Annotated in this window: 25 protein-coding genes and 1 pseudogene; 15 read left to right on the forward strand and 11 right to left on the reverse strand. The window is 58.1% G+C overall.

Features of this window, described 5'->3' with window-relative positions:
* Positions 1–78 precede the first annotated feature (78 nt).
* The 7 genes from HMPREF9163_RS05505 to HMPREF9163_RS05530 all read left to right on the forward strand — a co-directional run bounded on the left by HMPREF9163_RS05505 (position 79) and on the right by HMPREF9163_RS05530 (position 6,751).
* Positions 79–990, forward strand: coding sequence for a DUF721 domain-containing protein (locus HMPREF9163_RS05505; protein WP_009440704.1), 912 nt, complete (start codon positions 79–81; stop codon positions 988–990).
* 22 nt (positions 991–1,012) lie between these two features.
* Complete coding sequence (locus tag HMPREF9163_RS05510) at positions 1,013–1,354, forward strand: nucleotidyltransferase family protein (protein ID WP_009440705.1); 342 nt, start codon at positions 1,013–1,015, stop codon at positions 1,352–1,354.
* Positions 1,299–1,712, forward strand: a complete 414-nt coding sequence (locus HMPREF9163_RS11725; RefSeq protein ID WP_071606078.1) for a DUF86 domain-containing protein — start codon at positions 1,299–1,301, stop codon at positions 1,710–1,712. Before HMPREF9163_RS05510 ends, HMPREF9163_RS11725 begins: the two co-directional genes overlap by 56 nt.
* On the forward strand, positions 1,712–3,766 hold the full coding sequence (gene gyrB, locus HMPREF9163_RS05515; RefSeq protein ID WP_037346245.1) for a DNA topoisomerase (ATP-hydrolyzing) subunit B: 2,055 nt from the start codon (positions 1,712–1,714) through the stop codon (positions 3,764–3,766). The genes HMPREF9163_RS11725 and gyrB overlap by 1 nt, the downstream gene beginning before the upstream one ends.
* A gap of 698 nt (positions 3,767–4,464) precedes the next feature.
* Positions 4,465–5,094: an NAD(P)-dependent oxidoreductase gene (locus tag HMPREF9163_RS05520; protein WP_009440709.1), complete on the forward strand. Its 630-nt coding sequence runs from the start codon at positions 4,465–4,467 to the stop codon at positions 5,092–5,094.
* A gap of 35 nt (positions 5,095–5,129) precedes the next feature.
* Entirely contained in the window at positions 5,130–5,864 is a 735-nt protein-coding gene (locus HMPREF9163_RS05525) for a protein-ADP-ribose hydrolase (protein ID WP_051038595.1), read from the forward strand.
* A complete protein-coding gene (locus HMPREF9163_RS05530) occupies positions 5,861–6,751 on the forward strand; it encodes a hypothetical protein (RefSeq protein WP_009440711.1) in 891 nt (296 codons plus the stop codon). The genes HMPREF9163_RS05525 and HMPREF9163_RS05530 overlap by 4 nt, the downstream gene beginning before the upstream one ends.
* An 84-nt stretch (positions 6,752–6,835) precedes the next feature.
* Here HMPREF9163_RS05530 and HMPREF9163_RS11985 read toward each other — a convergent pair whose 3' ends face one another.
* On the reverse strand, positions 6,836–6,955 hold the full coding sequence (locus tag HMPREF9163_RS11985; RefSeq protein ID WP_083475864.1) for a zinc-ribbon domain-containing protein: 120 nt from the start codon (positions 6,953–6,955) through the stop codon (positions 6,836–6,838).
* 414 nt (positions 6,956–7,369) lie between these two features.
* Here HMPREF9163_RS11985 and HMPREF9163_RS12435 point away from each other — a divergent pair, with 414 nt between their 5' ends.
* Positions 7,370–7,576 (forward strand): glycohydrolase toxin TNT-related protein, encoded by a 207-nt coding sequence (locus HMPREF9163_RS12435; RefSeq protein WP_051038585.1) that lies wholly within the window; start codon positions 7,370–7,372, stop codon positions 7,574–7,576.
* A gap of 214 nt (positions 7,577–7,790) precedes the next feature.
* On the opposite strand, the gene HMPREF9163_RS05540 is transcribed toward HMPREF9163_RS12435, so the two are convergent.
* Entirely contained in the window at positions 7,791–8,312 is a 522-nt protein-coding gene (locus HMPREF9163_RS05540) for a cysteine hydrolase family protein (RefSeq protein ID WP_037346394.1), read from the reverse strand.
* A 206-nt stretch (positions 8,313–8,518) separates the two neighbouring features.
* Between HMPREF9163_RS05540 and HMPREF9163_RS05545 the strand changes: the two genes are divergently transcribed.
* Positions 8,519–9,940, forward strand: coding sequence for an AAA family ATPase (locus HMPREF9163_RS05545; protein WP_198142773.1), 1,422 nt, complete (start codon positions 8,519–8,521; stop codon positions 9,938–9,940).
* Positions 9,933–10,967, forward strand: a complete 1,035-nt coding sequence (mcrC, locus tag HMPREF9163_RS05550; protein ID WP_009440717.1) for a 5-methylcytosine-specific restriction endonuclease system specificity protein McrC — start codon at positions 9,933–9,935, stop codon at positions 10,965–10,967. The genes HMPREF9163_RS05545 and mcrC overlap by 8 nt, the downstream gene beginning before the upstream one ends.
* A gap of 49 nt (positions 10,968–11,016) precedes the next feature.
* Here mcrC and HMPREF9163_RS05555 read toward each other — a convergent pair whose 3' ends face one another.
* From HMPREF9163_RS05555 to HMPREF9163_RS05585, 8 genes are all read right to left on the reverse strand, one after another.
* On the reverse strand, positions 11,017–11,301 hold the full coding sequence (locus tag HMPREF9163_RS05555) for a hypothetical protein (protein WP_009440718.1): 285 nt from the start codon (positions 11,299–11,301) through the stop codon (positions 11,017–11,019).
* A gap of 142 nt (positions 11,302–11,443) precedes the next feature.
* Positions 11,444–11,710 carry a hypothetical protein gene (locus HMPREF9163_RS05560; protein WP_051038588.1) on the reverse strand — a complete coding sequence of 89 codons (267 nt, stop codon included), beginning with the start codon at positions 11,708–11,710 and terminating at the stop codon, positions 11,444–11,446.
* Entirely contained in the window at positions 11,704–11,835 is a 132-nt protein-coding gene (locus tag HMPREF9163_RS12660; protein WP_255351093.1) for a hypothetical protein, read from the reverse strand. The genes HMPREF9163_RS05560 and HMPREF9163_RS12660 overlap by 7 nt, the downstream gene beginning before the upstream one ends.
* 198 nt (positions 11,836–12,033) lie before the next feature.
* Positions 12,034–13,755 (reverse strand): adenine deaminase C-terminal domain-containing protein, encoded by a 1,722-nt coding sequence (locus HMPREF9163_RS05565; RefSeq protein ID WP_009440720.1) that lies wholly within the window; start codon positions 13,753–13,755, stop codon positions 12,034–12,036.
* 9 nt (positions 13,756–13,764) lie between these two features.
* Positions 13,765–15,093, reverse strand: a complete 1,329-nt coding sequence (locus HMPREF9163_RS05570; protein ID WP_009440721.1) for an NCS2 family permease — start codon at positions 15,091–15,093, stop codon at positions 13,765–13,767.
* A 282-nt stretch (positions 15,094–15,375) separates the two neighbouring features.
* Positions 15,376–15,999 (reverse strand): N-acetylmuramoyl-L-alanine amidase, encoded by a 624-nt coding sequence (locus HMPREF9163_RS05575; protein WP_009440723.1) that lies wholly within the window; start codon positions 15,997–15,999, stop codon positions 15,376–15,378.
* Positions 15,996–16,169: a hypothetical protein gene (locus tag HMPREF9163_RS12185; RefSeq protein WP_009440724.1), complete on the reverse strand. Its 174-nt coding sequence runs from the start codon at positions 16,167–16,169 to the stop codon at positions 15,996–15,998. The genes HMPREF9163_RS05575 and HMPREF9163_RS12185 overlap by 4 nt, the downstream gene beginning before the upstream one ends.
* Before the next feature lie 82 nt (positions 16,170–16,251).
* Positions 16,252–17,613: a sodium:alanine symporter family protein gene (locus tag HMPREF9163_RS05585; protein WP_037346249.1), complete on the reverse strand. Its 1,362-nt coding sequence runs from the start codon at positions 17,611–17,613 to the stop codon at positions 16,252–16,254.
* A 231-nt stretch (positions 17,614–17,844) separates the two neighbouring features.
* On the opposite strand from HMPREF9163_RS05585, the gene HMPREF9163_RS05590 reads away from it, so the two are divergent.
* Positions 17,845–18,078, forward strand: a complete 234-nt coding sequence (locus tag HMPREF9163_RS05590; RefSeq protein WP_009440726.1) for a DUF554 family protein — start codon at positions 17,845–17,847, stop codon at positions 18,076–18,078.
* Between the two features lie 72 nt (positions 18,079–18,150).
* Here the strand turns inward: HMPREF9163_RS05590 and HMPREF9163_RS05595 are convergent, their stop codons facing one another.
* Complete coding sequence (locus HMPREF9163_RS05595) at positions 18,151–18,663, reverse strand: hypothetical protein (protein WP_157049422.1); 513 nt, start codon at positions 18,661–18,663, stop codon at positions 18,151–18,153.
* Between the two features lie 144 nt (positions 18,664–18,807).
* Here HMPREF9163_RS05595 and amrA point away from each other — a divergent pair, with 144 nt between their 5' ends.
* From amrA to HMPREF9163_RS12440, 4 genes and pseudogenes are all read left to right on the forward strand, one after another.
* The gene (gene amrA, locus HMPREF9163_RS05600) at positions 18,808–20,190 is read left to right on the forward strand and encodes an AmmeMemoRadiSam system protein A (RefSeq protein WP_009440728.1); all 1,383 of its coding nucleotides are present in this window, start codon (positions 18,808–18,810) and stop codon (positions 20,188–20,190) included.
* A 1-nt stretch (position 20,191) separates the two neighbouring features.
* Complete coding sequence (amrS, locus tag HMPREF9163_RS05605) at positions 20,192–21,031, forward strand: AmmeMemoRadiSam system radical SAM enzyme (RefSeq protein WP_009440729.1); 840 nt, start codon at positions 20,192–20,194, stop codon at positions 21,029–21,031.
* 78 nt (positions 21,032–21,109) lie between these two features.
* On the forward strand, positions 21,110–22,618 hold the full coding sequence (locus tag HMPREF9163_RS05610; protein WP_037346400.1) for a WG repeat-containing protein: 1,509 nt from the start codon (positions 21,110–21,112) through the stop codon (positions 22,616–22,618).
* Positions 22,619–22,974: 356 nt separating this feature from the next.
* Positions 22,975–24,844, forward strand: a pseudogene (locus HMPREF9163_RS12440) (autotransporter domain-containing protein); the annotation flags it as partial.

Raw genomic sequence — 24,844 nt, forward strand, 5'->3', positions numbered from 1 at the left:
GGCAGATAAGTGCCCGACCGCTTGCGTAACTAAGTGTTTGCGTGGAGTACATATGGCAATCTGATAGGAGGCACAGCGATGCGCACAACACTTGGCATAGCGGATACGGGCGAAGACGTGCGCGCCGCCATCCACCGCCTTGGCCCCGCCTTCGAGCGCGACTACATCACGCACACCACCCTCTCCCATTGGGCAGATATCATGGGCGACATGATCGCGCGCCGCGTCCGCGCTGTCGCCGTGCGTGACGACAAACTCTTCCTCTATACACCAGACGCCACATGGAAGAACGAGATGCGCATGAGCGCGCCCGAGATCGTCCAGCGTGTCAATAACTACGCGGGCGGGCGCATGGTCAAGGAGATCGCCTTTGCCCGCTTTGCGCGCCCCGAACCCATTCTGAGCGAGGAGGGGGTGGATACAGAGACGCCTGCCGCCTATGCGCGCGCCGTCGTGCAGACGGGACTCACAGATGAGGAGATTGCACGCGGTAGAGCGCTCGCGGAGACGGTCAGTGACGGCGAACTCGCAACGCGCATTCAGCGTGCCTATCAGATCTCGCGCAAGGCACAGCGCCTCAAGGAGCAGCGCGGGTTCGCCTCCTGTCCCTCTTGCGGACGCATGGTGCAGGGCGTCTGCCTCGACTGCCGGCGCGCAGAGGAGCGGAGCGTGCGCCGCGAGGTACGTGCCATCCTCCGACGTGAACCGTGGGCAAAGCTCGCCGATATCGTGCGCCGCGTCCCATCCTGTGATGCCCTTATGCTCGGCAGCGAGCGCGCCGACCTCGTCCGTCAGATCGCGGGCGAGACCGAGTACACCGCACAGGACAGCGAGAACGCACGCTTTCTCACCATGCTCCATCGCGGACTCCCACCCGAAGAGGTCACGCCGAAAAAAATTCAAAGCACCTTCTGGGAACTCAGGAACGAACTCATCACCACTCGTGAGTTCTGGGAAGAGATGAAGAAGCGCAAGGCGAAAAAGAAATAATTTACAGAAAGGGGCGATCCCCATGATTCTCACCATCGACGAAATCCGTGCGAAAATCCGCCCTATTTGTGAACAATATAAGATCGAAAAAGTCTGGCTCTTCGGCTCGTATGCACGCGGCGAGGCGCGTGAGGACAGCGACGTGGATCTTCATGTAAAGCCTCCTCAGGGGATAGGGTTGTTTGGGCTCGGAGGTCTTTATGCAGACCTCGAAGAAGCTCTGGGGAAGGAAATCGATCTGATTACGAGAATTCCTGAGGAGTATAAAATTTTCAAGAAATATGTGGAAAGGGATGAGATACTTCTTTATGATCATCAGCGAGAAAGATGCACAAATTCTACAGATTATCTTGAGGCATTGTGATGAAATTCTGGATAGTGTATCCTATTTTGGAAATGAATCCCAAATTTTCCTAGATAATCATATTTATCGCGGTGCTGTTTCTATGCATCTTCAATCCATTGGAGAACTTGCAAAACATTTTTCGACAGACTTTCTTGAGAATACAAAAGAGATTCCATGGAAACAAATCAAAGCACAGCGCAATATTTTTGCCCATGGATATGATACTAAGGTAGATTTTTTGGAGGTTTGGAAAACAGTTTCTCAGGATATTCCGAAACTACGTTCTGATTGTTTTTCTATCTTACAATCAAACCAATATGATATTATAAAAATAAATAAATTATCCGATGAATCGCGACCCCCAAGGAGGACATGATGGCAAAGAATATCGACCTGAATGCAAACGAGGACCAGGCGGAGGTACGTCCGCTTACGCCGGAGGAGGCGAAGGAAGCCGCTGAGATGGCAGATATGCCTGACCTCTCCGGCATCGCCATCTCCGCCGAGGAGATGGGCGACGAGGTGACCGCCGTTGATGCCGACTACGGCGCGGGGCAGATTCAGGTGCTCGAGGGACTCGAGGCGGTGCGCAAGCGTCCCGGTATGTACATCGGATCGACATCAGAGCGCGGACTGCATCACCTTGTCTATGAGGTTGTCGACAACTCCATCGACGAGGCGCTTGCGGGCTACTGCGACACGGTCGAGGTCGTCATCCACAAGGACAACAGCATCACCGTCACCGACAACGGGCGCGGCATCCCCGTCGACATGCACGAGAGCGGCATGCCCGCCGTCGAGGTCGTGCTCACCGTTCTCCACGCAGGCGGCAAGTTCGGCGGCGACGGCTATAAGGTCTCGGGCGGTCTGCACGGCGTCGGCGTCTCCGTCGTCAATGCACTCTCCTCGACGATGGATGTCGAGGTGCGCCGTGACGGAGAGATCCATGCCATCTCCTTTGCGCGCGGCGTCACGCAGAAGAAGCTGCATACGATCGGCACCTGCGAGACCACGGGGACGCGCGTCCACTTCGTCCCCGACCCCGAGATTTTCACCGTCACGACTTACAGCTTCGAGACGCTGAAACATCGTCTGCGCGAGCTGGCGTTCCTCAATCACGGCATTACGATCACCCTCGTCGACGAGCGCGGGGAGGAGGAGCGCCGCGAGACCTTCCACTTCGACGGCGGCATCCGTTCGTTCGTTGCGCATCTGAACCGCAAGAAGGAGACGATCAACGAGGAGCCGATCTACTTCAACGGCGTAAAGGATGATACGGTCGTCGAGATCGCGATGCAGTACAACGACAGCTATCAGGAGAACATCTACAGCTTCGTCAACAACATCAACACCGAGGAGGGCGGCACGCACCTCGCGGGCTTCAAGATCGCCCTCACGCGCGCGGCGAATGACTTCGCGCGGCGGCTGAACGTGCTGAAGGATAAGGACGGCAACCTCTCGGGCGAGGATGTGCGCGAGGGTCTGACCTGCGTCATCAGCCTCAAGGTGCGCGAGCCGCAGTTCGAGGGTCAGACCAAGACGAAGCTCGGCAACTCCGAGGTGCGCGGCATCGTGGACTCCATCGTCACAGAGGGGCTGATGGAGTACTTCGAGGAGAACCCAGCCGTCACAAAGAGGGTGCTCGACAAGGCGCTCATGGCGTCCCGTGCGCGCGAGGCTGCGCGAAAGGCACGCGAGCTCACGCGCCGCAAGAACGCACTTGAGGTCTCGAGCCTCCCCGGCAAGCTCGCTGACTGCTCTGTGAAAGACCCTGACCAGTGCGAGATCTACATCGTCGAGGGCGACTCTGCGGGCGGCTCTGCAAAGCAGGGACGCGATCGCCGATTCCAGGCGATCCTGCCGCTGCGCGGAAAAATTTTGAACGTCGAAAAGGCACGCCTTGATAAGATCTTTGCCAACGCCGAGATCCGCACGATGATCACGGCGTTCGGCACGGGCATCGGTGAGGAGTTTGACCTGGCGAAGCGCCGCTACAGCAAGATCATCATCATGACGGATGCGGACGTGGACGGCGCACACATCCGCACACTGCTCCTCACGTTCTTCTACCGCTATATGAAGCCGCTCGTCGATCACGGGCACGTCTACATCGCGCAGCCGCCGCTCTATCAGATCCGCAAGGAAAAGAAGCATTTCTACACCTACTCCGATGAGGAGCAGGCGAAGAAACTCGACGAGATCGGGCGGGACGGCGTCACCATTCAGCGCTACAAGGGTCTCGGCGAGATGAACCCCGAGCAGCTCTGGGAGACGACGATGAACCCCGAGGGGCGCACCATGCTGCAGGTCGGCGCGGAGGATGCCGAGGCGGCGGACGAACTCTTCACCATCCTCATGGGTGACAAGGTCGAGCCGCGCCGCCAGTTCATCGAGGAAAATGCACGGCTTGTGCGGAATCTTGATATTTGAAGAATCGCATATAGAAGAATCCCCTTGACGCTGTGTGCATCAAGGGGATTTTCTTGTCATAGAAACGGTAAATGAGAAAACCCCGCCTTGCGTCTACCAAACCCTGGCGGGGAAATCTCGCTTGTAATGGGGGCGACCGCTAGACAGTGCCCTTTTTGTATCTCTATTCTATCATTTGTGCGCATCTGCGTCAAGAAGCGATGTCACATCAACTGCATACGAAAAGCGTTACGCTCGCTTAGAGGCAAGTGCAACGCTTTTTTGTGCCTAACACCAATCTGGACAAAGCCGCACGCAGCATTACATGTGTTGGGACTCTGTCGTCCCCAGCCCTTGTCCCACGTGGGCTGAGAAGCCATTTTGGAAAGTCGTCCGTTTTTCGCGCTGTTTTTGCTGCCAAAATGCGTTCTCCAGACGGAAAATCGCATGGCAGATTGTCTCTATTCCTTGTCTGGCGCGGGCTGCGCCGTTTTGGAAAGTCGCAGCGGTAGAATGCGGCTTGCGCGTCCCTGCGGATCATTTTCCATTTTTGCTTTGATTACTATAATAACATAGATTTCCTCATTTTTCAATGTCGCGCTTCGTGCGCTAATTATTTTTCAAAAAAAAATTATTGTATCTATTGACGTTCTGTTTTCTCTGTGCTATACTTCGTTTGTAATCAAGTTAATTACAAAATATTTACGGAGGTATGGAAAATGAAAATTGCAGTTGTAGCAGCAAATGGAAAGGCAAGCCGTGCGATCATCGAGGAGCTTATCGCACGCGGACATGCGGTGACGGCATTTGCACGCAGCGAGAACAAGAGCGCTGCAAAGGAGTTCGTACAGAAGGACATCCTCGATCTGACGAAGGTGGATCTCGCGGGATTTGATGTGGTGGTCGATGGATTCGGCGCATATATGCCCGATACCCTGCCGCTGCACACGAAGACGAGTCAGCATCTCGCCGATCTCGTGGCGGGGACGGCAACGCGCCTCTACATCGTGGGTGGTGCGGGCAGCCTCTATGTCGATCCGGCGCACAAGGTGCAGCTGCTCGATACGCCGGAGTTCCCCGCAGAGTTCTACGCGCTCGCAAAGGCGCAGACGGATGAGCTCGCGGCGCTGCGTTCCCGCACGGATGCAAAGTGGGTCTTTGTCAGCCCTGCGGCGGATTTCCAGGCGGACGGCGCAAAGACGGGCAAGTACATCCTCGGCGGCGAGGAGCTGACGCTGAGCGGCGCGGGCGAGAGCGTTATCAGTTACGCGGACTACGCGCTCGGCATGGTCGATCTGATCGAGAGCGGGGCTCATGTGGGCGAGCGCGTGTCATTGGTGCAAGCGTGAGTATTCAAAAACTCAACGCCCTACTCCTCGATGAGATGCCGGAGTACCGCGCACAGGCGGTGCAGGTGGGGGAGGATCATGCGGCGCAGCGGGGTCTCCTGCGCGCGCTGATGAATGTCCGTCCGCCGCGCCCCATCTCAGAGGAGTTCCTGCGCCTGCAGGACGAACTGCTCTCAGCGGAGCGGGAGGAGCGCGGCGTGGTGGACGTGATGACGCTCCCCGCCGTGCCCTCCGACCCGCGCATTGTCCTCTGGCAGGGCGACATCACGCGCCTTGCAGCAGATGCAATCGTGAACGCGGCGAACTCTGCGCTCCTCGGCTGCTTCATCCCATGTCACCGCTGCATCGATAACGCAATTCACTCGGCGGCGGGCTTGCAGCTGCGTGCGGAATGTGCCGCGCTCATGGAGCGACAGGGACATCCCGAGGAGACAGGCAGGGCGCAGCTCACGGCGGGCTACAACCTCCCCGCGCGCCACGTTCTCCACACGGTCGGCTCCATCGTCGCGGGCGCGCTGACGGATGAGGATCGGGCGCTGCTCGCCTCCTGCTACTGCTCCTGTCTCTCCCTTGCGGCGGAGCACGGGCTGAGATCCGTTGCATTCTGCTGCATCTCCACGGGCGAGTTCCACTTCCCGAATGCGGCGGCGGCAGAGATCGCCGTGCGTGAGGTGCGTGCCTTCCTGCGCGAAAATGACAGCATCGAGCGCGTCATTTTCAACGTGTTCAAGGACGAGGATCGCGCGATCTACGAAAGACTTTTACGATGAACGAATCCATTGCAAAACTAAAAAATGCCCTCGCATCTGCCGAGTGCATCCTGATCGGCGCGGGGGCGGGACTATCAACGGCAGCAGGATATGACTATGCAGGGGCACGTTTTCTGAAATACTTTTCGGATTTTCACGCGCGCTTCGGTATCGAGGATATCTACAGCGGCGGTTTCTATCCATTCCCAACGCGTGAGATGTTCTGGGCGTGGTGGAGTAGGAGCATCTATATCAACCGCTATGCACCGCTGCCGGGTGATGTGTATGGGAATCTCCTGCATCTGGTCGCAGGGCGGGACTACTTCGTACTGACGACGAACGTCGATCACGCCTTTCAGCGGGTGGGTTTTGAGAAGGAGCGGCTCTTCTATACGCAGGGCGATTTCGGCCTCTTTCAGAGCAGTACACCGCATGGGGCTTCTGCGCGGAAGACCTACGATAACGAGGAAATGGTGCGCGCCATGCTCGCGGCGCAGGGGTTCACGTTCGATGAGGATGGAACGCTGCTTCTGCCGACGGACGGCGCGCCCGCGATGGAGATCCCGACGGCGCTCATCCCGTACTGTCCCGACGACGGCGCAGAGATGACGACGAATCTGCGCGCGGACGCGAGCTTTGTCGAGGATGCGGGCTGGGATGCTGCGGCTGCGCGCTACACGGACTATCTCACGCACACGGAGGGGAAGCGGACGCTCCTCCTCGAGCTCGGCGTTGGGATGAATACGCCCGGCATCATCAAGTATCCGTTCTGGCGCATGACGGCAGAGCGTACGGATGTGACATTCGCCACGGTGAATCTAGGCATGGGATATGTACCGCCTGAGATCGCCGCGCAAAGCATCGTGATCGACTCGGATATTGCAGAGGTGCTGCGATTGATGGCATAAGAAAAGTGATGTTACACGAAAGTCATTTTGATTCGTGCAACATCACTTTCTTGTATTTTTTCGTGCTGGGTGCTCAAAGCGCCCCTACCACCGCTCACGCGGTCCCCCTCCCCCGTGTCGCACGGGGGAGGGCTGCGTGCCGCAGTTGGTACAGAACTGCTCTCCCGCGCCGAGCTGATTCCCGCAGTTTTCACAAAATGCCATGATAATATCTCCTTATACGATGAGTTTGAATATATATTTCTACAAAAAGAATAACATAAATGGATTGTTTTGATAAGAAGGTCTTTCGTATTGTATTTTTTCGCATTCTACTATATGATGTAGGTATTAAATTATGAGAATTTCCAGAAAGGAGCATTTTCATGAAACTCATTGACCGCCTCCTCCCTATGACATCGCGTGACGCAGGAGGGCAAATGCGCCGCACCATCCTACGCGCCGTCAGCGCCGCACTCTTCGCCCTCACCATGCTAGTCGCACCACAGATCAGTACGGACACCACGCCCTCCCTCGGGCAAATTGCTGCCGCCGCAGAAATGCGCGAGCAGAAACAGCCTGCATTCTGGCAGATGTACTATAACTTCGCCCCGCCGACCGATGAATTCATCGCGGAGCTTGCCGCCGAGCACGACGAACGAGGGCGACTTCCACGTCTACATCGTCGAGCGCAGCATCGACGGCGTCGAGAAGGGCAAGATCGCCCCGTGGTTCGGCCGCGCGGGCGGCGGCATCCAGTACAAACTCCCCGACCGCATCGTCACACTGATGGAGGCACAGCCGCCATTTTTGAGCGAGATGGAGGAGGAGAGGGAAGCGGCGTAACGGAATAGATAGATGAAGAGTTCGTAAACAGGCTTTGGTGCCCACCGCCTGCCAGAATCACCTCCATATAGTCCGAGATCTCGCGCCACGCATGGCATTGTTCACGCGCATATCGCACTTCATCGGTCTGCGCCAAGATCTGCTCGAGCCCCTGGCTCTACTCTTTGAGGATATGCGCCTTATTTTTATCCAATTTTCTAAGCAGCCAATTTCATCATGAGGCGTGAATCTCTACCTGACACATCTTCATCGCCGCGAGCGCATTCGCGTGACTCTCAGGCGTGACGCCCGCGCAGCAGGAGGCGTCGACGGAGACGGGCTTCTCGGGGTAGAATGCCTTCACGAGGAGGGCGTTGGAGATGACGCAAATGTCCGTGCAGAGACCGACGAGTTCGATCTTGTCGTAGTCCGCGAGGGCGGCGGGCAGTGTGGTTGCGCCGAAGGTGGGCTTCTCGATAACGGCTGCAGCCTCACACACGAAGGGCTGCAATGCGGGCGCGATCTCCCAGCCCGCTGTGTCGCGGATGCAGTGCTCCACGGGCAGCTTCTTCCCCTCCTGCGTCGTGCGGTAGTCCGCGCCGTGCGTATCCATGGTGAAGATGAGCGCCGTCCCCTCCGCACGCGCGGCACTGAGCTTTGCGACCATACGCGGCAGCATCTCCTGCGCCTCCCTCGTTCCGAGTGCCCCGTCGATAAAGTCATTCTGCATATCTACAACAACGATTGCTTTGCGCATGATGTTTTCCTCCATTTACCCGTACATGGTCTTTCCATGCCCCGATTTCCTAAATCACTGGAATGTCAAGGGCGCACAGCGACACATACCCATCCATGTGATAATCATTCGACAAAAGGAAGAGAGACTCCTTCATAAAAGGAATTTTTGAATATTCGAAGAATCATATCTGTAGAATTGCTACGATGGAGAGAAAGGGGTTCCATATGACAGACATGGAAAATACGCCGAAGCTGACTACAGGGGGACAGCCATCTGTGACGAATAGCGCCCGTCGTTATTGGATCTATTCTCCCGGCGAGAAGGCGCGGCACTGGCAGGAATTCTACGCAGATAAAATTATGGGGATTGGTTGGGACGAGCTTGGTGATCTTTCGCAGTACACCTCAAAAGAGGATATGAAAACAGCTATGAGAGACAAGTACAACCCTGACAAATCCTATATAAATGACGGTCATGCCGTATGGCAGTTCGCAAACGTCCTCAAAGTCGGCGATGTTGTATTCGCCAAACGAGGGAAAAAGGCCTTGATTGGACGCGGCATCGTTATATCGGGCTATGTCTATGACAAAACGCGCGGCGAGTACAAACATATCCACAATGTAGATTGGACACATAAAGGGGAATGGGCGCATCCAGGGGAGGCAGTAACCAAGACACTGACCGATATTACACCATACACCACGTACGTCGAGGAGCTGGAATCGCTCGTACTTGGCGAAGCAGTTGATTTAGAGCGAGACGATGAACCCGTTGGCAAATTCCCTGCTTACACCAAAGCAGATTTCCTTCGCGAGGTCTATATGAGCGAGGATGCCTTTGAAACGCTGAAAGCTCTGCTCCACCGCAAGAAAAATATCATCCTTCAGGGGGCGCCGGGTGTCGGTAAGACCTTTGCCGCAAAGCGGCTGGCATACGCCATCATGGGCGAAATGGATAAACGCCGCGTGAAAATGATCCAGTTTCACCAGAGCTACAGCTATGAGGATTTCATCATGGGCTATCGCCCGAATGAGACTGGTGGCTTCAAACAAAAATGCGGACCTTTTTATGATTTCTGCAAGAAAGCAGAGGAAGACAACGAGCGTCCCTATTTCTTCATCATTGACGAGATCAACCGCGGCAACCTCAGCAAGATCTTCGGTGAGCTGCTCATGCTAATCGAGGCGGACAAGCGCGGTGCATCAAATTCGCTCCGCCTGCTCTACAACGATGAGCAGTTCTGCGTGCCGGATAACGTCCACATCATCGGTATGATGAACACCGCCGACCGCAGTCTCGCCCTGATCGACTATGCCCTGCGCCGCCGCTTTGCCTTCTATGATATGGCACCGGCATTTGACTCCGATGGATTCAAACAGATGAAAAGCGCGATTAACAATAAGAAATACAACGCACTGATCGACAAGGTCATCGCACTGAATCAGGAGATCAGCAATGACTCGGCGCTCGGCGATGGCTTCCGCATTGGGCACAGCTATTTCTGCACGGATGCCCCCATTGATGATGCATGGCTGTCCTCGGTTGTTGAGCACGAACTGATCCTGCTGTTGCAGGAATACTATTTTGATGCACCGGACAAGCTCAATAATTGGGTCGGGGAACTGAGGAGTGCCCTAGATGTCTGATAACCACACGATTCGCAACATCTACCATATGCTCGCCTATGCATTCGAGGCTCTGCGCAAGGATGACTGGGATACGCTTGCTGCCGAGGATTTCGAGCACATACATGACCTGCTTGCGGCAATCCTCGTGTACGGTATCCCCATACAGATCAAGCGAGGTCTGCACCGTGATTATCTGCGGCAGGAAGGAGGTATTGCAGGTGTACGGGGGCAAATTCTCATCTCTGAGACCCTGCGGCAGCAGACTCTGCCGCAGGGCAGACTCGTATGTGCCTACGACGAATTCGTCACGGATACGCCGCATAACCGCATCCTGAAGACAACCATGCTTCTCCTGCTGCGGCATGGTAGCGTAAATGCCGTACGCAAGCAAATGCTCCGCAAGCTGCTTCTCTATTTCGCAGAGGTTCATGAGATCGCACCTGCCGCCATCCATTGGACTGCGCTGAAATACCATTGCAACAACGCCTCATATCGTCTGCTGCTCGGCATCTGTCAGCTCGTCATCGAAGACTTGCTGCTCACGACAGAGAAGGGGACGCATCGCCTCGCAAATTATTTTTCAGCCAAGGCAATGCACTGGATCTATGAGCGCTTCGTGCGGAACTACTATAGGGCAGAGCATACGGATCTGAGGGTCAGCGCCATGCATGTCAAGTGGGACACCACCACGCCCAGTAGATATCTGCCTGCGATGAAAACGGATGTTTCTCTGGAGAAGAATGGCAAGCGACTAATTATCGACACAAAATATTATTGCCATACCATGCAGACAAATGAAAAATACACGAGCACAACATTTATCTCTCACAATCTCTATCAGATCTATGCCTATGTGAAGAACTGTGACACCCATCGAACAGGAAATGTCGCAGGCGTCCTGCTCTATGCCATGACCGACGAAGCGATCACGCCGAATGAGGATATGATGATTGCAGGCAGCCGAATCAGCGTGAAAACGCTCGATCTTGGGCAGGATTGGTCTGAAATCAGAAGACAGCTCGATCAGTTCTGCAGCTGGTTCTAACATAAAACCCCCGCTTCAGCCGAAGCGGGGGTTTTATCATATGGAGATATTAGGTATTCTTCGCAATGATCGCGCCAACGACGGCACCCGCGATGATCGCAGTATTGACACTGCCCTGCGAGTACTTCTTGCCGCCCTTCTTCTTGCGCTTGCCGCCCCATGCAAGCTGCTGCATGTCTGCGTTGCCGTCCGCCGTGGTGAACGCCGTCTGCGTGACGCGCTGCGGCGCATTCAGTGCGCTTGCGGAGACCTCTGCCGCACCGACAGCACCATAGCCGAGCACACCGACGAGGGCAGCAACAGCTGTTTTCTTCATCATCTTTGTATTCATCATGTGACTCACATCCTTTTCGCGATTGGAGAAATCTCTTCCCGTTACATGGCCATAATAGCACCCCTACATGGGAAATGTATTCGATGGGGATGCGAGTTTCGTTAAGACTTGCTCCTAATTTTTGTTGTTGAATGAAAATTCTTCACCCTCCGCTGAGATGCGCCATCTGCCTCCGAGAGATATGCCATTGCCGCCGCGCACAGGACGAATGCGGCGATGATGATGCACATTCCGCGGGCGTCCTGTCGGAGAAGATGGCGAGGAGGACGGAGGAGATCGTGCCGCTGCCGTATTGGAGCGCGCCGATGAGCGCCTCCGCCGAGCCTGTCACCTCGTCGGGGACGCACGAGAGCGCAGCTGCGTTGGAGCACGCCGCAATGATTCCGTTCGTGCTGAAAACGATCAGCATTGGAAGGGCGATACCCCAGAGCCCAAGTGCCCCGTGAGTCCGTCCACGAGCAGCCAGAGCGAGGCAAACGCCATAAATGCGCTCAGAATAACGAGCAACGAGATGCTCCTCCTGCTGCTGTCCATAAAATCCTTCCCTCCTCGTGACAAGCGACTGCATTATAGCCCTTCCGCACAGTTTTATCAATTTGTTCTTCCAATCGAAAACAGCCCGCCTGCCTATGCAGGGGGCTGTGCTTGGATAACGGCAGATTAGCGTTTCCCGCCAATGCGGAGCCTGTACACGGGACACGCAGAAGCGGCGATCGCCGGAGGCGGTCAACGTCAGCCCCTCGTCTCCAAAATCAGCGGCGCGACGGCGCCTTTTTTCACGTCGATGATCCCCTTGTCAGTCAGTTTGAAATACGGGCTGACGGGCAGGGAGAGGGTGCTCAGGGACATGATGACGTTGTCGTGGCGATAGCCGCAGTCCGTGAGGGCGCGGCGGACGCCGGCGATCTGTTCACCGAGGACGGGCAGCGGACGATCGGAGAGGATGCCCGCGATCGGCAGCGGGGCAAATGCCTCCACATGGCCGTCTCGCACCGCGACGAATCCGCCCTGCGCCTCGATGACGGTATTGGCCGCCGTCTGCATATCCGCCGCCGTCTGCCCGAGGACGAGCAGATTGTGACTGTCATGCGCGTAGGTGGTCGCCGCCGCACCGCAGGTGAGCGCCGTCCCGCCGATGAGCGCCATGCCGCAGCCGCCATTTTTGCCGTGCCGTTCAAAGACACAGGCAAGGTTGTAGGGGCTGCTCTCCCAGTCGATCACGCCGCCGCGCACGGGCAGCTCTGCCCGCCCCTCCGCGACAAAGGTCGTATGCTCCTGCACCGCGAGGATGCGGCAGAGCACCGTCCCCTCTCTGATCGGCGCACGCAGGACGAAATCCTCGGCCGTGCGCGGCGACAGATGAACGCTGTGATAGAAATGCGCCGGGAACGACGTATCGCGCTCCGGCTCCTCCCACGCCTCGCCGCGTGCAAAGACCTGCGCCCCCGCGTGCCAGACGCTCTCGATGGCAAAGGCTCGCAGGTCGGAGAGCACGACAAAGTCAGCGATGCGCCCGGGCGCGATGGCGCCCTTGTCCCGGAGTCCCATGTGCTGCGCGGGCGCATAGGTCGCCGCATAGATCGCCTCCTCCGGCGCGAGGCCGAGCTCGATGCTCCGCTGCACGAGATGGTTGAGCTGTCCGCGCCGCACGAAATCGTCCGGCATTGTGTCGTCCGTAACGAGGGCAAAGCGCCCCGACAGGCGGTTCTCCATGAGGTAGTCGAGGAACTCCTTCTTCAGCGTCTTTTCCTGCAGCTGGATGAACATTCCATTCGCGGCACGCGCGGCGAGCCCCTCCATCGACTGATCCGTATGATCCGAACGGATGCCGCGATAGAGGAGCTGCGCGAGCTCCCATCCGACGAAGCGCGGACAGTGCCCCTCGATGGAGAAATCCGGCCGCCCGTGCTGGATCTGCCGGATCAGGCGGTTCGTCTTGGAATGCGCGTCCGCGAGCACCGCGCGGCAGTCCATGACCTCGCCGAGGCAGATGACCTGCTCCATGTGCATGAGCGCCTCGACATCATCGTTCTCGATCGCAGCGCCGGCGGTCTCGAGCGTCTCATTCGTCGACGGGACAGACGAGGGGATGGCGATCCGAACGTCGCAGGGGCCGTTCTGCGTCGTCTGCATCAGCGCGCGGATGCCCGCAAGGCCGAAGACGTTTGCAATCTCATGCGGCTCGGCAATGAGTGTTGTCACGCCGTTGCGTGCAGCGCCGTTCATAAATGTACGTGGAGCGCACATCGTACTCTCAATGTGCATATGACAGTCGATCAGTCCCGGGATCACATACTGCCCCGCAAGATCGATCGTACGCTGCGGCGCGATCGGCAGCGCATCGGTGCCGACATAGGCAAAGCGGTCGCCGCTGACCGCAATGTTTCCCGCGACGAACTTTTTGAGATAGCTGTTGTAGACCTGACCGTTCGTCAGAAGTACGTCGATGTTCATGGCGACCCCCTATTTCACGCCCGCAATGGCGTAGAAGTAGTATGCGAGGAGGAGCGCGAGCAGATAGTGCCCCTTGTGCAGCTCATGCATGCGCCCAGCGGCGAGCTTCATGAGGACGAACGCGATGAACGCGACGGAGATGCCGTTCGCAATGTTGAACGTGTACGCGGTAAAGGCGATGCAGAGGAACGCCGGGATGTACTCGGCAATGTCCGTGTAGTCGAGGTTGCGCATACCCGCCATCATGCTGACCCCGACGTAGATGAGGACGGGTGCAGTCGCCGCCGCCGGGATCATGAGCGCGAGCGGGGTCACCGCGAGGATGAGGAGAAAGGCTGCCGCTGTCGTGCATGCCGTCAGCCCCGTACGTCCACCCGCCTCCACGCCCGCGCCGGACTCGAGGTAGGTGATGAGCACCGGGATGGTGAAGAAGGAGCCGACCGTCGCGGCGATGGAGTCGACGTGGAAGACCTTGTCGATGTCGGGCAGGTCGCCATTCTTGTCGAGGAAGCCCGCCTTGCCGCCGATGCCGATCGCCGTGCCGAAGCTCGAGAAGAAATCCGGCAGGAAGAACGCAAAGAGGAACGGCAGATACTGAAGGTCAAGTGCGCCGACAAGGTCAAAATTGAAGAAGATCGGCGCAATGCTGTCCGGCATGCGAAAGATGCTCTCGGGGATCTTCGTGAGCCCCATCGGGATGCCGATGACCGTCCCCGCGAGGATGCTGATGAGTGCCGCGCCGCGCACCTTACGTGCCGTGAGCACGAGGAGGATGACGAAGGTGATCGCAGCAAGGATGACGACGGGCTGCGTGAGATCGCCGAACGAGAGCGCAACCTTCTTTGCGTTGACGGCGAGCAGCTTTGCATTGCGCATGCCGATCACGGCGAGGAAGATGCCGACGCCCGCGCTGATCGAGATCTTGATACCGCGCGGGATCGTCATGACAATAACCTTACGAATGCCGAGCACCGTGACGATGATGAACAGCAAACCACTCAGAAAGACGATGGCACTCGCGACGCCGATCGGCACATTTTGAAGCTGCACCATGGTGATCGAGAAGATCGCAACGCTGCCCATGCCGGGCGCGAGCGCAAAGGGGCGGTTCGTGTAGAGTCCCATCGCCATCGACGTGAGGAAGATCATCAGCACCATGCCGGTGAGCATCGCTCCCTCGGGAACGCCCGCCTCGCCCATCATGTGCGGCACGACAGCGAGCACATAGCCCATCGTCGCAAACGTCGTGAGACCCGCGATGATCTCCGTACTGACGGAGGTCTGGTGCTCCTGCAGTCGGAACTGCCGTTCAAACTGCTCCTCTAGGAATGAATTCATTGGATGTCCCTCCCAAAAAGACTGCTAGGGAATCACTGATAAAATGGAGTCCGTCAAACTGCTGCAGAATTTATCGGTGCTTCCCTAAAATAATCCATCTTCATTATAAACCCATTGCGGAGCTTTTCCAAATAATTTCATATTCTTTAGCGTAAAACGGGGCTGATCCATGAAGGCAGATATAGTCTGCGTGATGCACTGTGGGGCTTGGGCGTCGCTTCTGGTTTTTGGCAGAGGAATGACAGCGCATGAAAAAAGACCGGCATCTGCCAGTCTTTTTTCTTAGAAAATACCCTGTGCCCGATAATACTGCGCTTTCCCGCGCAGGACATCGCCGCCACGTGAGCCATTCGTCGCCCACGGGTCGAACACGGGGCTCTCCTCTGTGCCGAGGTACTCCAGATCCCAACGCTCGCAGGTACTGCGCGGCCCGTAGGGTGCGTGGGCGCGCACGCCGTCCTCGTTGTCCGCCGCCTCGCCGTGGGTTAGAATGCGCGCCTTGTCGATGGTGAGCCAGAGGCCGTCCGCGAGCGCCGCCGTTGCCTGTGCCATCGACTCGATCTGTGCGGCGGTCGGCGGCTCCGTCCCAAGATCGTCGGTGGTTGCACCGTACGCCGCGAGCAGGGCGATGCTCACGCTCCCGCTGTTGCGCAGATAGGTCGCAGCAAGCAGTTCGTCAAGTGCGCCCGCGCCAATCACATAGATGCCGCCATCCGCATCGATCTGCACATGGTAGTCCGCAAAGAACTGCCCGTAGTGCCCCGCCGTCCAGTGGAGGTACAGCTTCGTCTCACGCGCGCACCGCGCGGCGGCGTACATCAGGGCGGGACGGTACGCCGCAGCGAGTTCACGCAGTTCGGTGCAGGTGACGCGGTGCATGGCAGAGCGGGGGAGGACGGCGCTCATCGCGTCCCCTCCTTTTCACCCCGCATCATGACCGTGCGCCCAAGGAAGCCGATGAGTCCCGAGGCAATATTGCTCGTCAGCTCCGCACTCCCATAGAAGACGGAGAGGATCGCAACGATGACGAGTCCCGTCCCGACCATCCAATCCACGCGCGGCAGATAATTTCGCATAAAAATTCTCCTTTCTCTTGTCTGCAAAATTTCTTTCCATAAGAAATACTTGCTGCAAACAGGAAAAAGGAGAGTGTGGTATTTATTTCCGCATCCGCGCCCCGCGCCGCACCTTCTCGAGATAGTGGCGCGTCTCGTGGACGACGATCCCAGAGAGGGCGATGAGTGCGATGAGGTTCGGGATTGCCATGAGCCCGTTCACAATGTCGGCGAGCACCCAGATCGCCTCGAGCTTCAGGAATGCGCCGCACGCAATGAGCGCGATGAAGACGAGACGATACGGCAGGATGGCGCGCACGCCCGCCAGATAAAGCACGGCGCGCTCGCCGTAGTAGTTCCAGCCGAGGATGGTGGTGAACGCAAAGAGCGCGAGCGAGATGGTGAGGAGTGCGCCGCCGACGCTACTGTAGAGGCTCGAGAACGCCGCGCCCGTCATCGCCGCGCCGGCAGTGTCGCCGTGCCATGCGCCCGTGAGGACAAGCACAAGCCCCGTCATCGAGCAGATGATAATCGTATCAATAAATGTACCTGTCATGGAGATCAGCCCCTGCTCGGCGGGCTCCTTTGTCTTTGCCGCCGCCGCCGCAATCGGCGCGGAGCCGAGACCCGACTCGTTCGAGAAGACGCCGCGCGCAATGCCGTTCTGCATCGCCATCATGACGGTCGAGCCCGCGAATCCGCCCGCCGCCGCCGTGCCCGTGAACGCGCTGTCGAGGATGAGCGCGATTGCCGCAGGGATCTCACCGATGTGCATGAGGATGATCCCCGCGCAGATCACGATGTAGAGCACCGCCATAAAGGGGATGATGCGCGAGGCGACCTCGGCGATGCTGCGCAGCCCGCCAATCGTGATCGCCGCGATGAGTGCCGTGAGCGCGAGATCGGTCACGATGCGCGGCACGCCGAAGGACAGCTCCACGGAGTCGACAATGGCGTTGACCTGCGGAAACGTGCCGATGCCGAAGAACGCCACGAGCACTGTCGCCGCCGCGAAGAAGCCCGCCATTGGACGGTATTTCTCCCCCATGCCGCGCCGAATGTAGTACATCGGGCCGCCCGCGATCTCGCCGCGCTCGTCCGTCGTGCGGTACTTCACGGCGAGCAGTCCCTCTGCGTACTTCGTCGCCATGCCGAAGAACGCCGCCATCCACATCCAGAAGATTGCGCCTGGGCCGCCGACCTTCACCGCCGTTGCAACGCCGACGATGTTGCCCGTGCCGATCGTCGCGGCGAGCGCCACGCAGAGCGCCTTGAAGCTCGAGATATCGCCCGCACCGCGATTCTTTGCCTTGAGGATCAGCCCGAGCGCACGCGGCAGGTGGACCACCTGGATCAGCGAGAGGCGAACGGTGAGGAGGATGCCCGTCCCCACGAGCAGCGTGATGAGCGGAACGCCCCAGAGAAACGAGTCAATGGCGTTCAGCATGGGAAGAAATGATTCCATGTCCATACCCCCTAATTAATTCATTTTCATTTTCTCTAAAAATGAAAATATGCGGGTATTTTACCATGATAAAGGATGAAATGTCCATGTATACATGAATCTGCTGATTTCCATTTTACATATACGCCAAAATAAAGTATAATGAACCCTTCAATGAACTGAAACGGAGGGGCGCAATATGCCGGGCATCGGAATTATTACAAACGTCATCGTTATCGTGCTCGGGGGCTCTTGGGGCTCGGGCGCGGCTGCATCTTCTCGGCGGTCTCGGTCGGACTCTTTCAGGGCGCGATCTTCCTCGTGGCCGGCGCGATCGAGCCCATCATAACACCCGCAGCACTCGCGAATCTCAGCTACATCGGCAACATCCTCATCTTCTGCGTCGGCACGAACCTCCTCGGTCTGCCGCACATCCGCGTCGCGAACTTCTTCCCCGCTCTCGTCATTGCCATCCTCTGGCAGTGAATTCTTCACATAAAACAGCCTACATACTGTCCATAATCGGACGGAATGTAGGCTGTGTCCGCATATGCACGATTATTCGTACCCGACAATGCCGATGCGCGTGATGCGGCCTTTCTCCACACTGAATCCGATGTGAATATTGTACGGATCGCCGTAGACGAAGCTCTCCTCGCCGCTCTCATAGCGCGTATAGCGCTGCGGCTTGCCGTACGTGCGGGTGATCTTGTCGGCCGGGTCGCCAACCGTCACGCCCGCGGGCGTTGCAATCCCGTTGTGCGCACTCGTATTGATATACATGACCGTATCGCCGACAAATGTAACCTGAAACGACGTGCCGTACGTATAGCGATCCATCATCTCATCGAGTGCCGCGCTCTTCGCCGGCTCCGTGCGCTCGGTCGGCGCACCGTAGATCGCCTCGACCTGTGCGCGCTTCATCCCGACCATGATGCCGCCGAGCGCGATCTCATTATACTGCAGGACATGATCGTCCCGATTGATCTGGTTCGCGCCCGCAGCCATAGTAACTGCCGAAAACGCCAGTACGAGCACAGCCACCAGCCCGACAATTCTCTTCCCCATCATTCTCATCCTCCTTGCAGATGTTAAAATCTCTTTGATTTTTTCGACAACAAAACGCAAAATCCTCTCTCATATTAAAATCATGAAGGGCTTTTTCATCATGTGGCGAATCAATAGACATATAGAATTCCGTAAGGAGGTTGTCCTATGTCGATCCTTGCAGCCTATGTCGTCCCCCATCCGCCGCTCATCATCCCCGAGGTCGGGCGGGGCGAGGAGAAGAAGATTCAGCTGACGGTAAATGCCTACGAGCGTGCGATGAAGGAGGCAGCGGATTTTGCCCCCGATACGATCATCGTCGTGAGCCCGCACACGGTCATGTACGCCGACTACTTCCACATCGCACCGGGCGAGGAGGCATCGGGCAGCTTCGGCCAATTCGGTGCGCCCGAGGTCGCGGTGACAGCACGCTATGACAGCGTGCTCGCAAAGGAGCTTGCGTCCGTGGCTGCAGCAGAGGGCATCGAGGCAGGACCCGTCGGCGGGCGAAATGCCGCGCTCGATCATGGGGTCATGATCCCCCTGCACTTCCTGCACGCATATACGCGCGACTTTCGCCTCCTGCGCGTCGGCATCTCGGGACTGTCACCGTTGGCACACTACAACTTCGGCAAATGCATTGCGCGCGCGGTCGAAACGCTCGGACGCTGCGCCGTCTTCATCGCGAGCGGAGACCTCTCGCACAAGCTGACGCCCGAGGGACCCTACGGCTTTGCGCCCGAGGGGCCGCGATTTGACAAGGCGTGCATGAAGTACCTCGAGGAGGGCGACTTCCTAAAGCTACTGCGCATAGACCCCGCGCTCTATCAAGCGGCGGCAGAGTGCGGTCTGCGCTCGTTCTGGATGATGGCGGGTGCACTCGATGCGAAGGCGCTCAAGATCAAGAAGCTCTCCTATCAGGGGCCGTTCGGCGTCGGCTATGGCGTTGTCTCCTGCAAGGTGACGCGCGAAGATGTGCGCCGCAGCTTTGCCGAGCGCTATGAGATCCTCGAGAAGCGTGCACGCGAGGAACGGCGTGCCGCTGAGGATGACTATGTGCAACTCGCACGGCACGCGATTGAGACCATTGTCCGTACGGGTGAACCCGCTATGCGCCCGCAGGGACTCCCGTCCGAGATGGCAGAGCGCGCGGGGGTCTTCGTCTCGCTCAAGAAGGACGGGGAACTGCGCGGCTGCATCGGGACATTCGAGCCTACGGCGAAGAATATCGCGGAGGAGATCATAAAGAACGCCGCCTCCGCCGCTCTGCGCGACCCACGCTTCCCGCCCGTGCGCGCAGACGAGCTGGACGAGCTCGTCTACTCCGTCGATGTGCTGACGGAGCCGGAGCTCGTGGACAGTGCGGACGATCTCGACCCGAAGAGATACGGCGTCATTGTCGAGTCACGCGGGCGCAAGGGGCTGCTCCTGCCCGATCTCGCGGGCGTCGACACGGTGGAGGAGCAGCTGCGCATTGCACGCAAAAAGGGCGGCATCCCCGAGGACGCCGCCATCCGTATCTGGCGCTTTGAAGTGACGCGGCACGTCTGAAATGAACGCCGCCCTAGTGACCTGCCGCCTCTGCCCCCATGCCTGCCGCCTCGGCGCGGGCGAGACGGGCTTCTGCCGTGCACGCGCGAACATTGGCGGCACCATCCGCCCGAAGAACTATGGCCGCGTGACCTCGCTCGCACTCGACCCGATCGAGAAGAAGCCGCTGTATCACTTTCACCCCGGCGGCTTCATCCTCTCGGTCGGCAGCTTCGGCTGCAACCTTGCCTGTCCCTTCTGCCAGAACGCCTCCATCGCAATGGCGGACGCCTCGATTGAGACGGAGAACGTGTCCCCCGCGCAGCTCGCCGCGCTTGCAGAGGATCTCAGCCGTCGCCCGCCGGGCAATCTCGGCGTTGCCTTTACCTACAACGAGCCGCTTCTGAGCTACGAGTATATCATGGACACGGCGCCCCTCCTGCATGCGGTAGGGCTAAAGGTCGTCCTCGTCACGAACGGCATGATCTGCGCGGAACCGCTCGCGCGCCTCCTGCCGCACGTCGATGCGATGAACATAGATCTGAAGGCATGGCACACGGACACCTATCGGCGGCTCGGCGGCGATCTGGAGGCGGTCAAGGGGACGATCGTACGCGCCGTCGCCCACGGCGTGCACGTCGAGGTGACGACCCTCGTCGTCCCCACGATGAACGACAGCACCGAGGACATGGACGAGGAAGCGCACTGGCTTTCCACCCTCTCGCCTGAGATCCCCCTGCACATCAGCCGCTATTTCCCGCGCCACAGGATGACGACACCGCCCACGCCGATCTCGACCATCGACCGCCTCATAGAGATCGCACACCGCCATCTGCATCATGTTCATCGCGGGAACTGCTGAATAAAGATTGTATTGCACAGGAAAATGCGGTATGCTGTGCACATAGGAGTGTTCATTGCAAAGGAGATGAGGCGCATCATGTTACGTACAAAACACAGGCTGCTCCGTTCCATCGCAGCATTTACAGCGGCAGGCTTCCTGCTCACAAGCACCGTGGGCGAGGCGGCAAAGGAACCGATCCGCAACGCGTTCTACAGCAGCGTAGAGGTTCTGCTGGACAAGCAAAAGACAGAGCCAACCACGAGCACCACACCGCTCTCGTTCGTACAGCAGGGCAAAAAATGGGGTGCAATCAACACCGCAGGAGAGTTCGTCATTCCGCCGGAGTACGATGAGCTCACTCCCTATACATCGGGCTATATCTCTGTGCGCCAAGGCAAAAAATGGGGCGTTTTCCGCGATACGGGCAAGCTCATCGTCCCCGTGATGTACAAGAGCATCGAGCCGTTTGAAGAAAGCGACATTGTCGTACAGAACACGAACGGAACATGGGACTGCTACGACATGGAGGGCAACGTCTTCCTCCCACGCCAGCAGCGCGACATCGTCCCTGCCCTGCATGGCATTTCTCTCGTACAGGCAAAGGACAAGTCATGGACATTCTACCGTGCAGACGGGACACGCCTGACAGAGAAATCCTATCAGAACATCGGCGTCTTCTCCGAGGGACTTGCGAGCGTTGAAGACAACAAGGGACGCGTCGGCTTCATCAACATGGACGGTACAGAGGTGATTGCCCCCCAATATGCACTCGCCATGAGCTTCAGCGAGGGGCTTGCGGCAGTGGCGATCAAAGGGAAATGGGGATTCATCGACAAAAGCGGGACAATGGTCATCGCGCCGCAGTTTCGCGATGTTGCGGGCGGATTCAGCGAGGGTCTCGCGGGCGTGCAGAGCAAAAAGAACTGGATCTTCATCGACAAGACCGGCGCAAAACAATTCGATGCGCGCTATGAGAGTGTTCTGCCCTTCCGCAGCGGCACGGCAGAGGTACATCGTAAAGCAAAAACGACCAACTTCCTCGGCGCCGCCATCGGCGTTGCCGCCTTTGCCTCGGGCTTCCTCTCACTTGGTACGGATCTATATACCGATCCGAAGATCAAGCGCGGGTACATCGACCACACGGGCACGGAGATTATATCACCAAAGAACAACTACAACTCCACCTTTGCGGACGGCATGGCACTCGTTGTCGTCAAGGGCAAATGGGGCTGCGTGAACGAAAAGGGCGCATACATCGTCGAACCGAAATACAACGAAATGCACCGCTTCTCCGAGGACATGGCGGCGGTGAAGGACGGCGACAAGTGGGGCTTTGTCGGGCGCGACGGCCAGATCGCAATCGCGCCTGCCTACGAGGAGGCGCATGACTTCCACGAGGATCTCGCTGTCGTCTCCAAGGGAGGAAAGACCTTCTTCATCGACAAGACGGGGCGCGTCCCCTTCCTCGTCCCGAGCACAATCACGGTGCTCGGTGACTTTGCATCGGGACTTGCTCCGGCAAAGATCGGCGACAAGTGGGGCTTTATCGACCGCACGGGCACGGTCGTCATCGCCCCTGCATACGACGCGGCGGGTACCTTCTGACAGGCTGCACACGCACGGCTAAGACGGCGCTCACCTCCCTTCAGTAAAACATCATCTTCCCTCAACAACATATAATGCGTCAAAATAGGACTGTAACGCGCAGTGTCGCACTACAGTCCTATTTGTATGCGGAAATTTTAAGAAAGCGCAGAAAACAGGCAGGGCAAGGCATGCGCGTCCCCACGAAATGATAGGACTCTGCTCCCACCTAATATAACTGCCATAATGCAGCAGCCAAACGGAATGAGTCCCGCCTCATCCCCTACGTTTGCCCCATTTACGTATACGATTGGCTATGTTATCAATGGGATGGATATATTCTCATTAGAACAGGCACGTTGAAAGGAGTCAATGCTATGAATCGCAGGGGACAGATGCGTCTTGGCGCGCTGATCGCAGCAGGGCTGGCGCTCGGAGGAGTGACAGCAGATGCGGCGCCGATTGTCGAGGACAATCACCATTACACGATTACGGACGACCAACAGACTTGGCGCATGAACGCTGTCCGCATGGATCATCAGGACGGGGACAGCGAGCTGTCCGCGAGCGGCAACAGCATCGATGTGCAGAGCAGCGCATACGACTTTACCGCTACAAAGGGTGCGAGCATCAGCTATCAGCGCTTCACAAATGCGGCAGACCCGACCACAATCACGGCGAACAGGAATCGGATTACGCTCACCAAGGGGACGCTCGGTAATGTCTTCGGCGCGGAGATTCATGTAACGCGTACGAGCGGCGGTGCAGTGTCCTACACGGCGAATGAGAACGCCATCGTGATCGGAACGCACGGCACGCAAAACGGTGATCTGAACGCTGCGAGCATCGAGCAGGTCGGCGCTCTTGACGCCCCATCCTTTACGGCTGAGGCGAACGGGAACACGGTGACGATCAACAACGGCGGCGCAGCATATCACGTGACCGCCGCGCGTGCTTCGCTCACGACGAACGGGGCGGGCACGGTGCACATCAGCGCAGTGAACAATCACATCACGGCAAATGGCGGCACGCTCACGTACGGCGCGCTTGCAGGCAGAGCCTATGCCGACGCGCTGCACGGCACGGCAGAAACGCTTGTTGAGGGCAACACGATCACGCTCACAGGCACGCGGCTGTCGGGGGGCATGGCGGCGGGCAACGGTACGGCATATGCACGCTCGAATGCGGCGACAGCCATCACGGCGCGCAACAGCATCCGCATCGAGAACGCCTCGGGGGCGATCAACAGTGAGCTCACCGGCGGTGCTGCCTATGCACAGCATACGACCAGAGGGGCGACGGCAACAGCGGAGGAAAACACGATCACCGTCACGGCCGGCAGCTTTGACGACGGGCGCGAGGTCACGGGCGGAAATGCAGGTGCATCGGGCGAGCTGCGCACGGTCGCAGCGACGGCACACGCGAACCGCATCACACTCAGCCCCGTGAGTGCTCCATGGGAGGAGATCCGGGGCGGCAAGGCAAATGCAAATGTGCTCGACACCGAGGCACAGGCTGTCGCAAGCGGGAATATCGTCACGCTGAACGGCGGAACCTTCAAAAAGGATATCTTCGGCGGCGACAGCTACGCACAGGCGACGCGCGGCACAGCAGCCGCTGCAGCAGAGAGCAATGAGGTGTATCTGCGCGGCGGCACCTACATGGGTTCCATCTACGGCGGACGTGCGTGGACGAATGCCGCTGCGCATACGACGGCAGTCGTGCGGGGCAACATCGTCGAGATCTCAGGGGCTCCCGATCTCAGCGCGGCACACCTCCACGGCGGCGTGGCTACGGCGGCAAATGTGACACAGGAAAAAAACGCACTCATCGTGCGCGAGACCAAGGGGATCACAGCCAAGAGCATTGCGGATTTTCAGCGGCTTGCGTTCTACGTGCCTGCAGGCATGACCGCAAATGATACGATGCTGCGTGTGACCTCGAATGCCAACACCAACCTCAACGGCACAACGCTCGCGGCATATCTGCCGGGCAGTTCGACGGCAAATCGCCTGCGCCTTCTGCGCACGGAGAATGCGCAGATCGAGACTGACGGCGCGACGACGATGACCGTCTACGAGGGCGTCTCGGGACATCGCACGGCAAAGATGGGGGTCACGAGCGATAAGAAGGAGCTCGTTGTCAAGGTCGACGGCAGCGCCATCGACGGGGGTACGACACCAACGCCAAATCCGAACCCGAATCCCAATCCGAACCCGAACCCGAATCCAAATCCCAATCCGAACC

Origin of the sequence: Selenomonas sp. oral taxon 138 str. F0429, assembly GCF_000318175.2 — a bacterium.
Classification (GTDB): domain Bacteria; phylum Bacillota; class Negativicutes; order Selenomonadales; family Selenomonadaceae; genus Centipeda; species Centipeda timonae.

Excerpts from the sequence above, each read along its gene's own strand:
- HMPREF9163_RS05505 (WP_009440704.1), top strand. The coding sequence starts at position 79 with ATGCGCACAACACTTGGCATAGCGGATACGGGCGAAGACGTGCGCGCC.
- HMPREF9163_RS05510 (WP_009440705.1), top strand. The coding sequence starts at position 1,013 with ATGATTCTCACCATCGACGAAATCCGTGCGAAAATCCGCCCTATTTGT.
- HMPREF9163_RS11725 (WP_071606078.1), top strand. The coding sequence starts at position 1,299 with ATGATCATCAGCGAGAAAGATGCACAAATTCTACAGATTATCTTGAGG.
- gyrB (WP_037346245.1), top strand. The coding sequence starts at position 1,712 with ATGGCAAAGAATATCGACCTGAATGCAAACGAGGACCAGGCGGAGGTA.
- HMPREF9163_RS05520 (WP_009440709.1), top strand. The coding sequence starts at position 4,465 with ATGAAAATTGCAGTTGTAGCAGCAAATGGAAAGGCAAGCCGTGCGATC.
- HMPREF9163_RS05525 (WP_051038595.1), top strand. The coding sequence starts at position 5,130 with ATGCCGGAGTACCGCGCACAGGCGGTGCAGGTGGGGGAGGATCATGCG.
- HMPREF9163_RS05530 (WP_009440711.1), top strand. The coding sequence starts at position 5,861 with ATGAACGAATCCATTGCAAAACTAAAAAATGCCCTCGCATCTGCCGAG.
- HMPREF9163_RS11985 (WP_083475864.1), bottom strand. The coding sequence starts at position 6,955 with ATGGCATTTTGTGAAAACTGCGGGAATCAGCTCGGCGCGGGAGAGCAG.
- HMPREF9163_RS05540 (WP_037346394.1), bottom strand. The coding sequence starts at position 8,312 with ATGCGCAAAGCAATCGTTGTTGTAGATATGCAGAATGACTTTATCGAC.
- HMPREF9163_RS05545 (WP_198142773.1), top strand. The coding sequence starts at position 8,519 with ATGACAGACATGGAAAATACGCCGAAGCTGACTACAGGGGGACAGCCA.
- mcrC (WP_009440717.1), top strand. The coding sequence starts at position 9,933 with ATGTCTGATAACCACACGATTCGCAACATCTACCATATGCTCGCCTAT.
- HMPREF9163_RS05555 (WP_009440718.1), bottom strand. The coding sequence starts at position 11,301 with ATGATGAATACAAAGATGATGAAGAAAACAGCTGTTGCTGCCCTCGTC.
- HMPREF9163_RS05560 (WP_051038588.1), bottom strand. The coding sequence starts at position 11,710 with ATGCTGATCGTTTTCAGCACGAACGGAATCATTGCGGCGTGCTCCAAC.
- HMPREF9163_RS12660 (WP_255351093.1), bottom strand. The coding sequence starts at position 11,835 with ATGGACAGCAGCAGGAGGAGCATCTCGTTGCTCGTTATTCTGAGCGCA.
- HMPREF9163_RS05565 (WP_009440720.1), bottom strand. The coding sequence starts at position 13,755 with ATGAACATCGACGTACTTCTGACGAACGGTCAGGTCTACAACAGCTAT.
- HMPREF9163_RS05570 (WP_009440721.1), bottom strand. The coding sequence starts at position 15,093 with ATGAATTCATTCCTAGAGGAGCAGTTTGAACGGCAGTTCCGACTGCAG.
- HMPREF9163_RS05575 (WP_009440723.1), bottom strand. The coding sequence starts at position 15,999 with ATGAGCGCCGTCCTCCCCCGCTCTGCCATGCACCGCGTCACCTGCACC.
- HMPREF9163_RS12185 (WP_009440724.1), bottom strand. The coding sequence starts at position 16,169 with ATGCGAAATTATCTGCCGCGCGTGGATTGGATGGTCGGGACGGGACTC.
- HMPREF9163_RS05585 (WP_037346249.1), bottom strand. The coding sequence starts at position 17,613 with ATGGAATCATTTCTTCCCATGCTGAACGCCATTGACTCGTTTCTCTGG.
- HMPREF9163_RS05595 (WP_157049422.1), bottom strand. The coding sequence starts at position 18,663 with ATGATGGGGAAGAGAATTGTCGGGCTGGTGGCTGTGCTCGTACTGGCG.
- amrA (WP_009440728.1), top strand. The coding sequence starts at position 18,808 with ATGTCGATCCTTGCAGCCTATGTCGTCCCCCATCCGCCGCTCATCATC.
- amrS (WP_009440729.1), top strand. The coding sequence starts at position 20,192 with ATGAACGCCGCCCTAGTGACCTGCCGCCTCTGCCCCCATGCCTGCCGC.
- HMPREF9163_RS05610 (WP_037346400.1), top strand. The coding sequence starts at position 21,110 with ATGTTACGTACAAAACACAGGCTGCTCCGTTCCATCGCAGCATTTACA.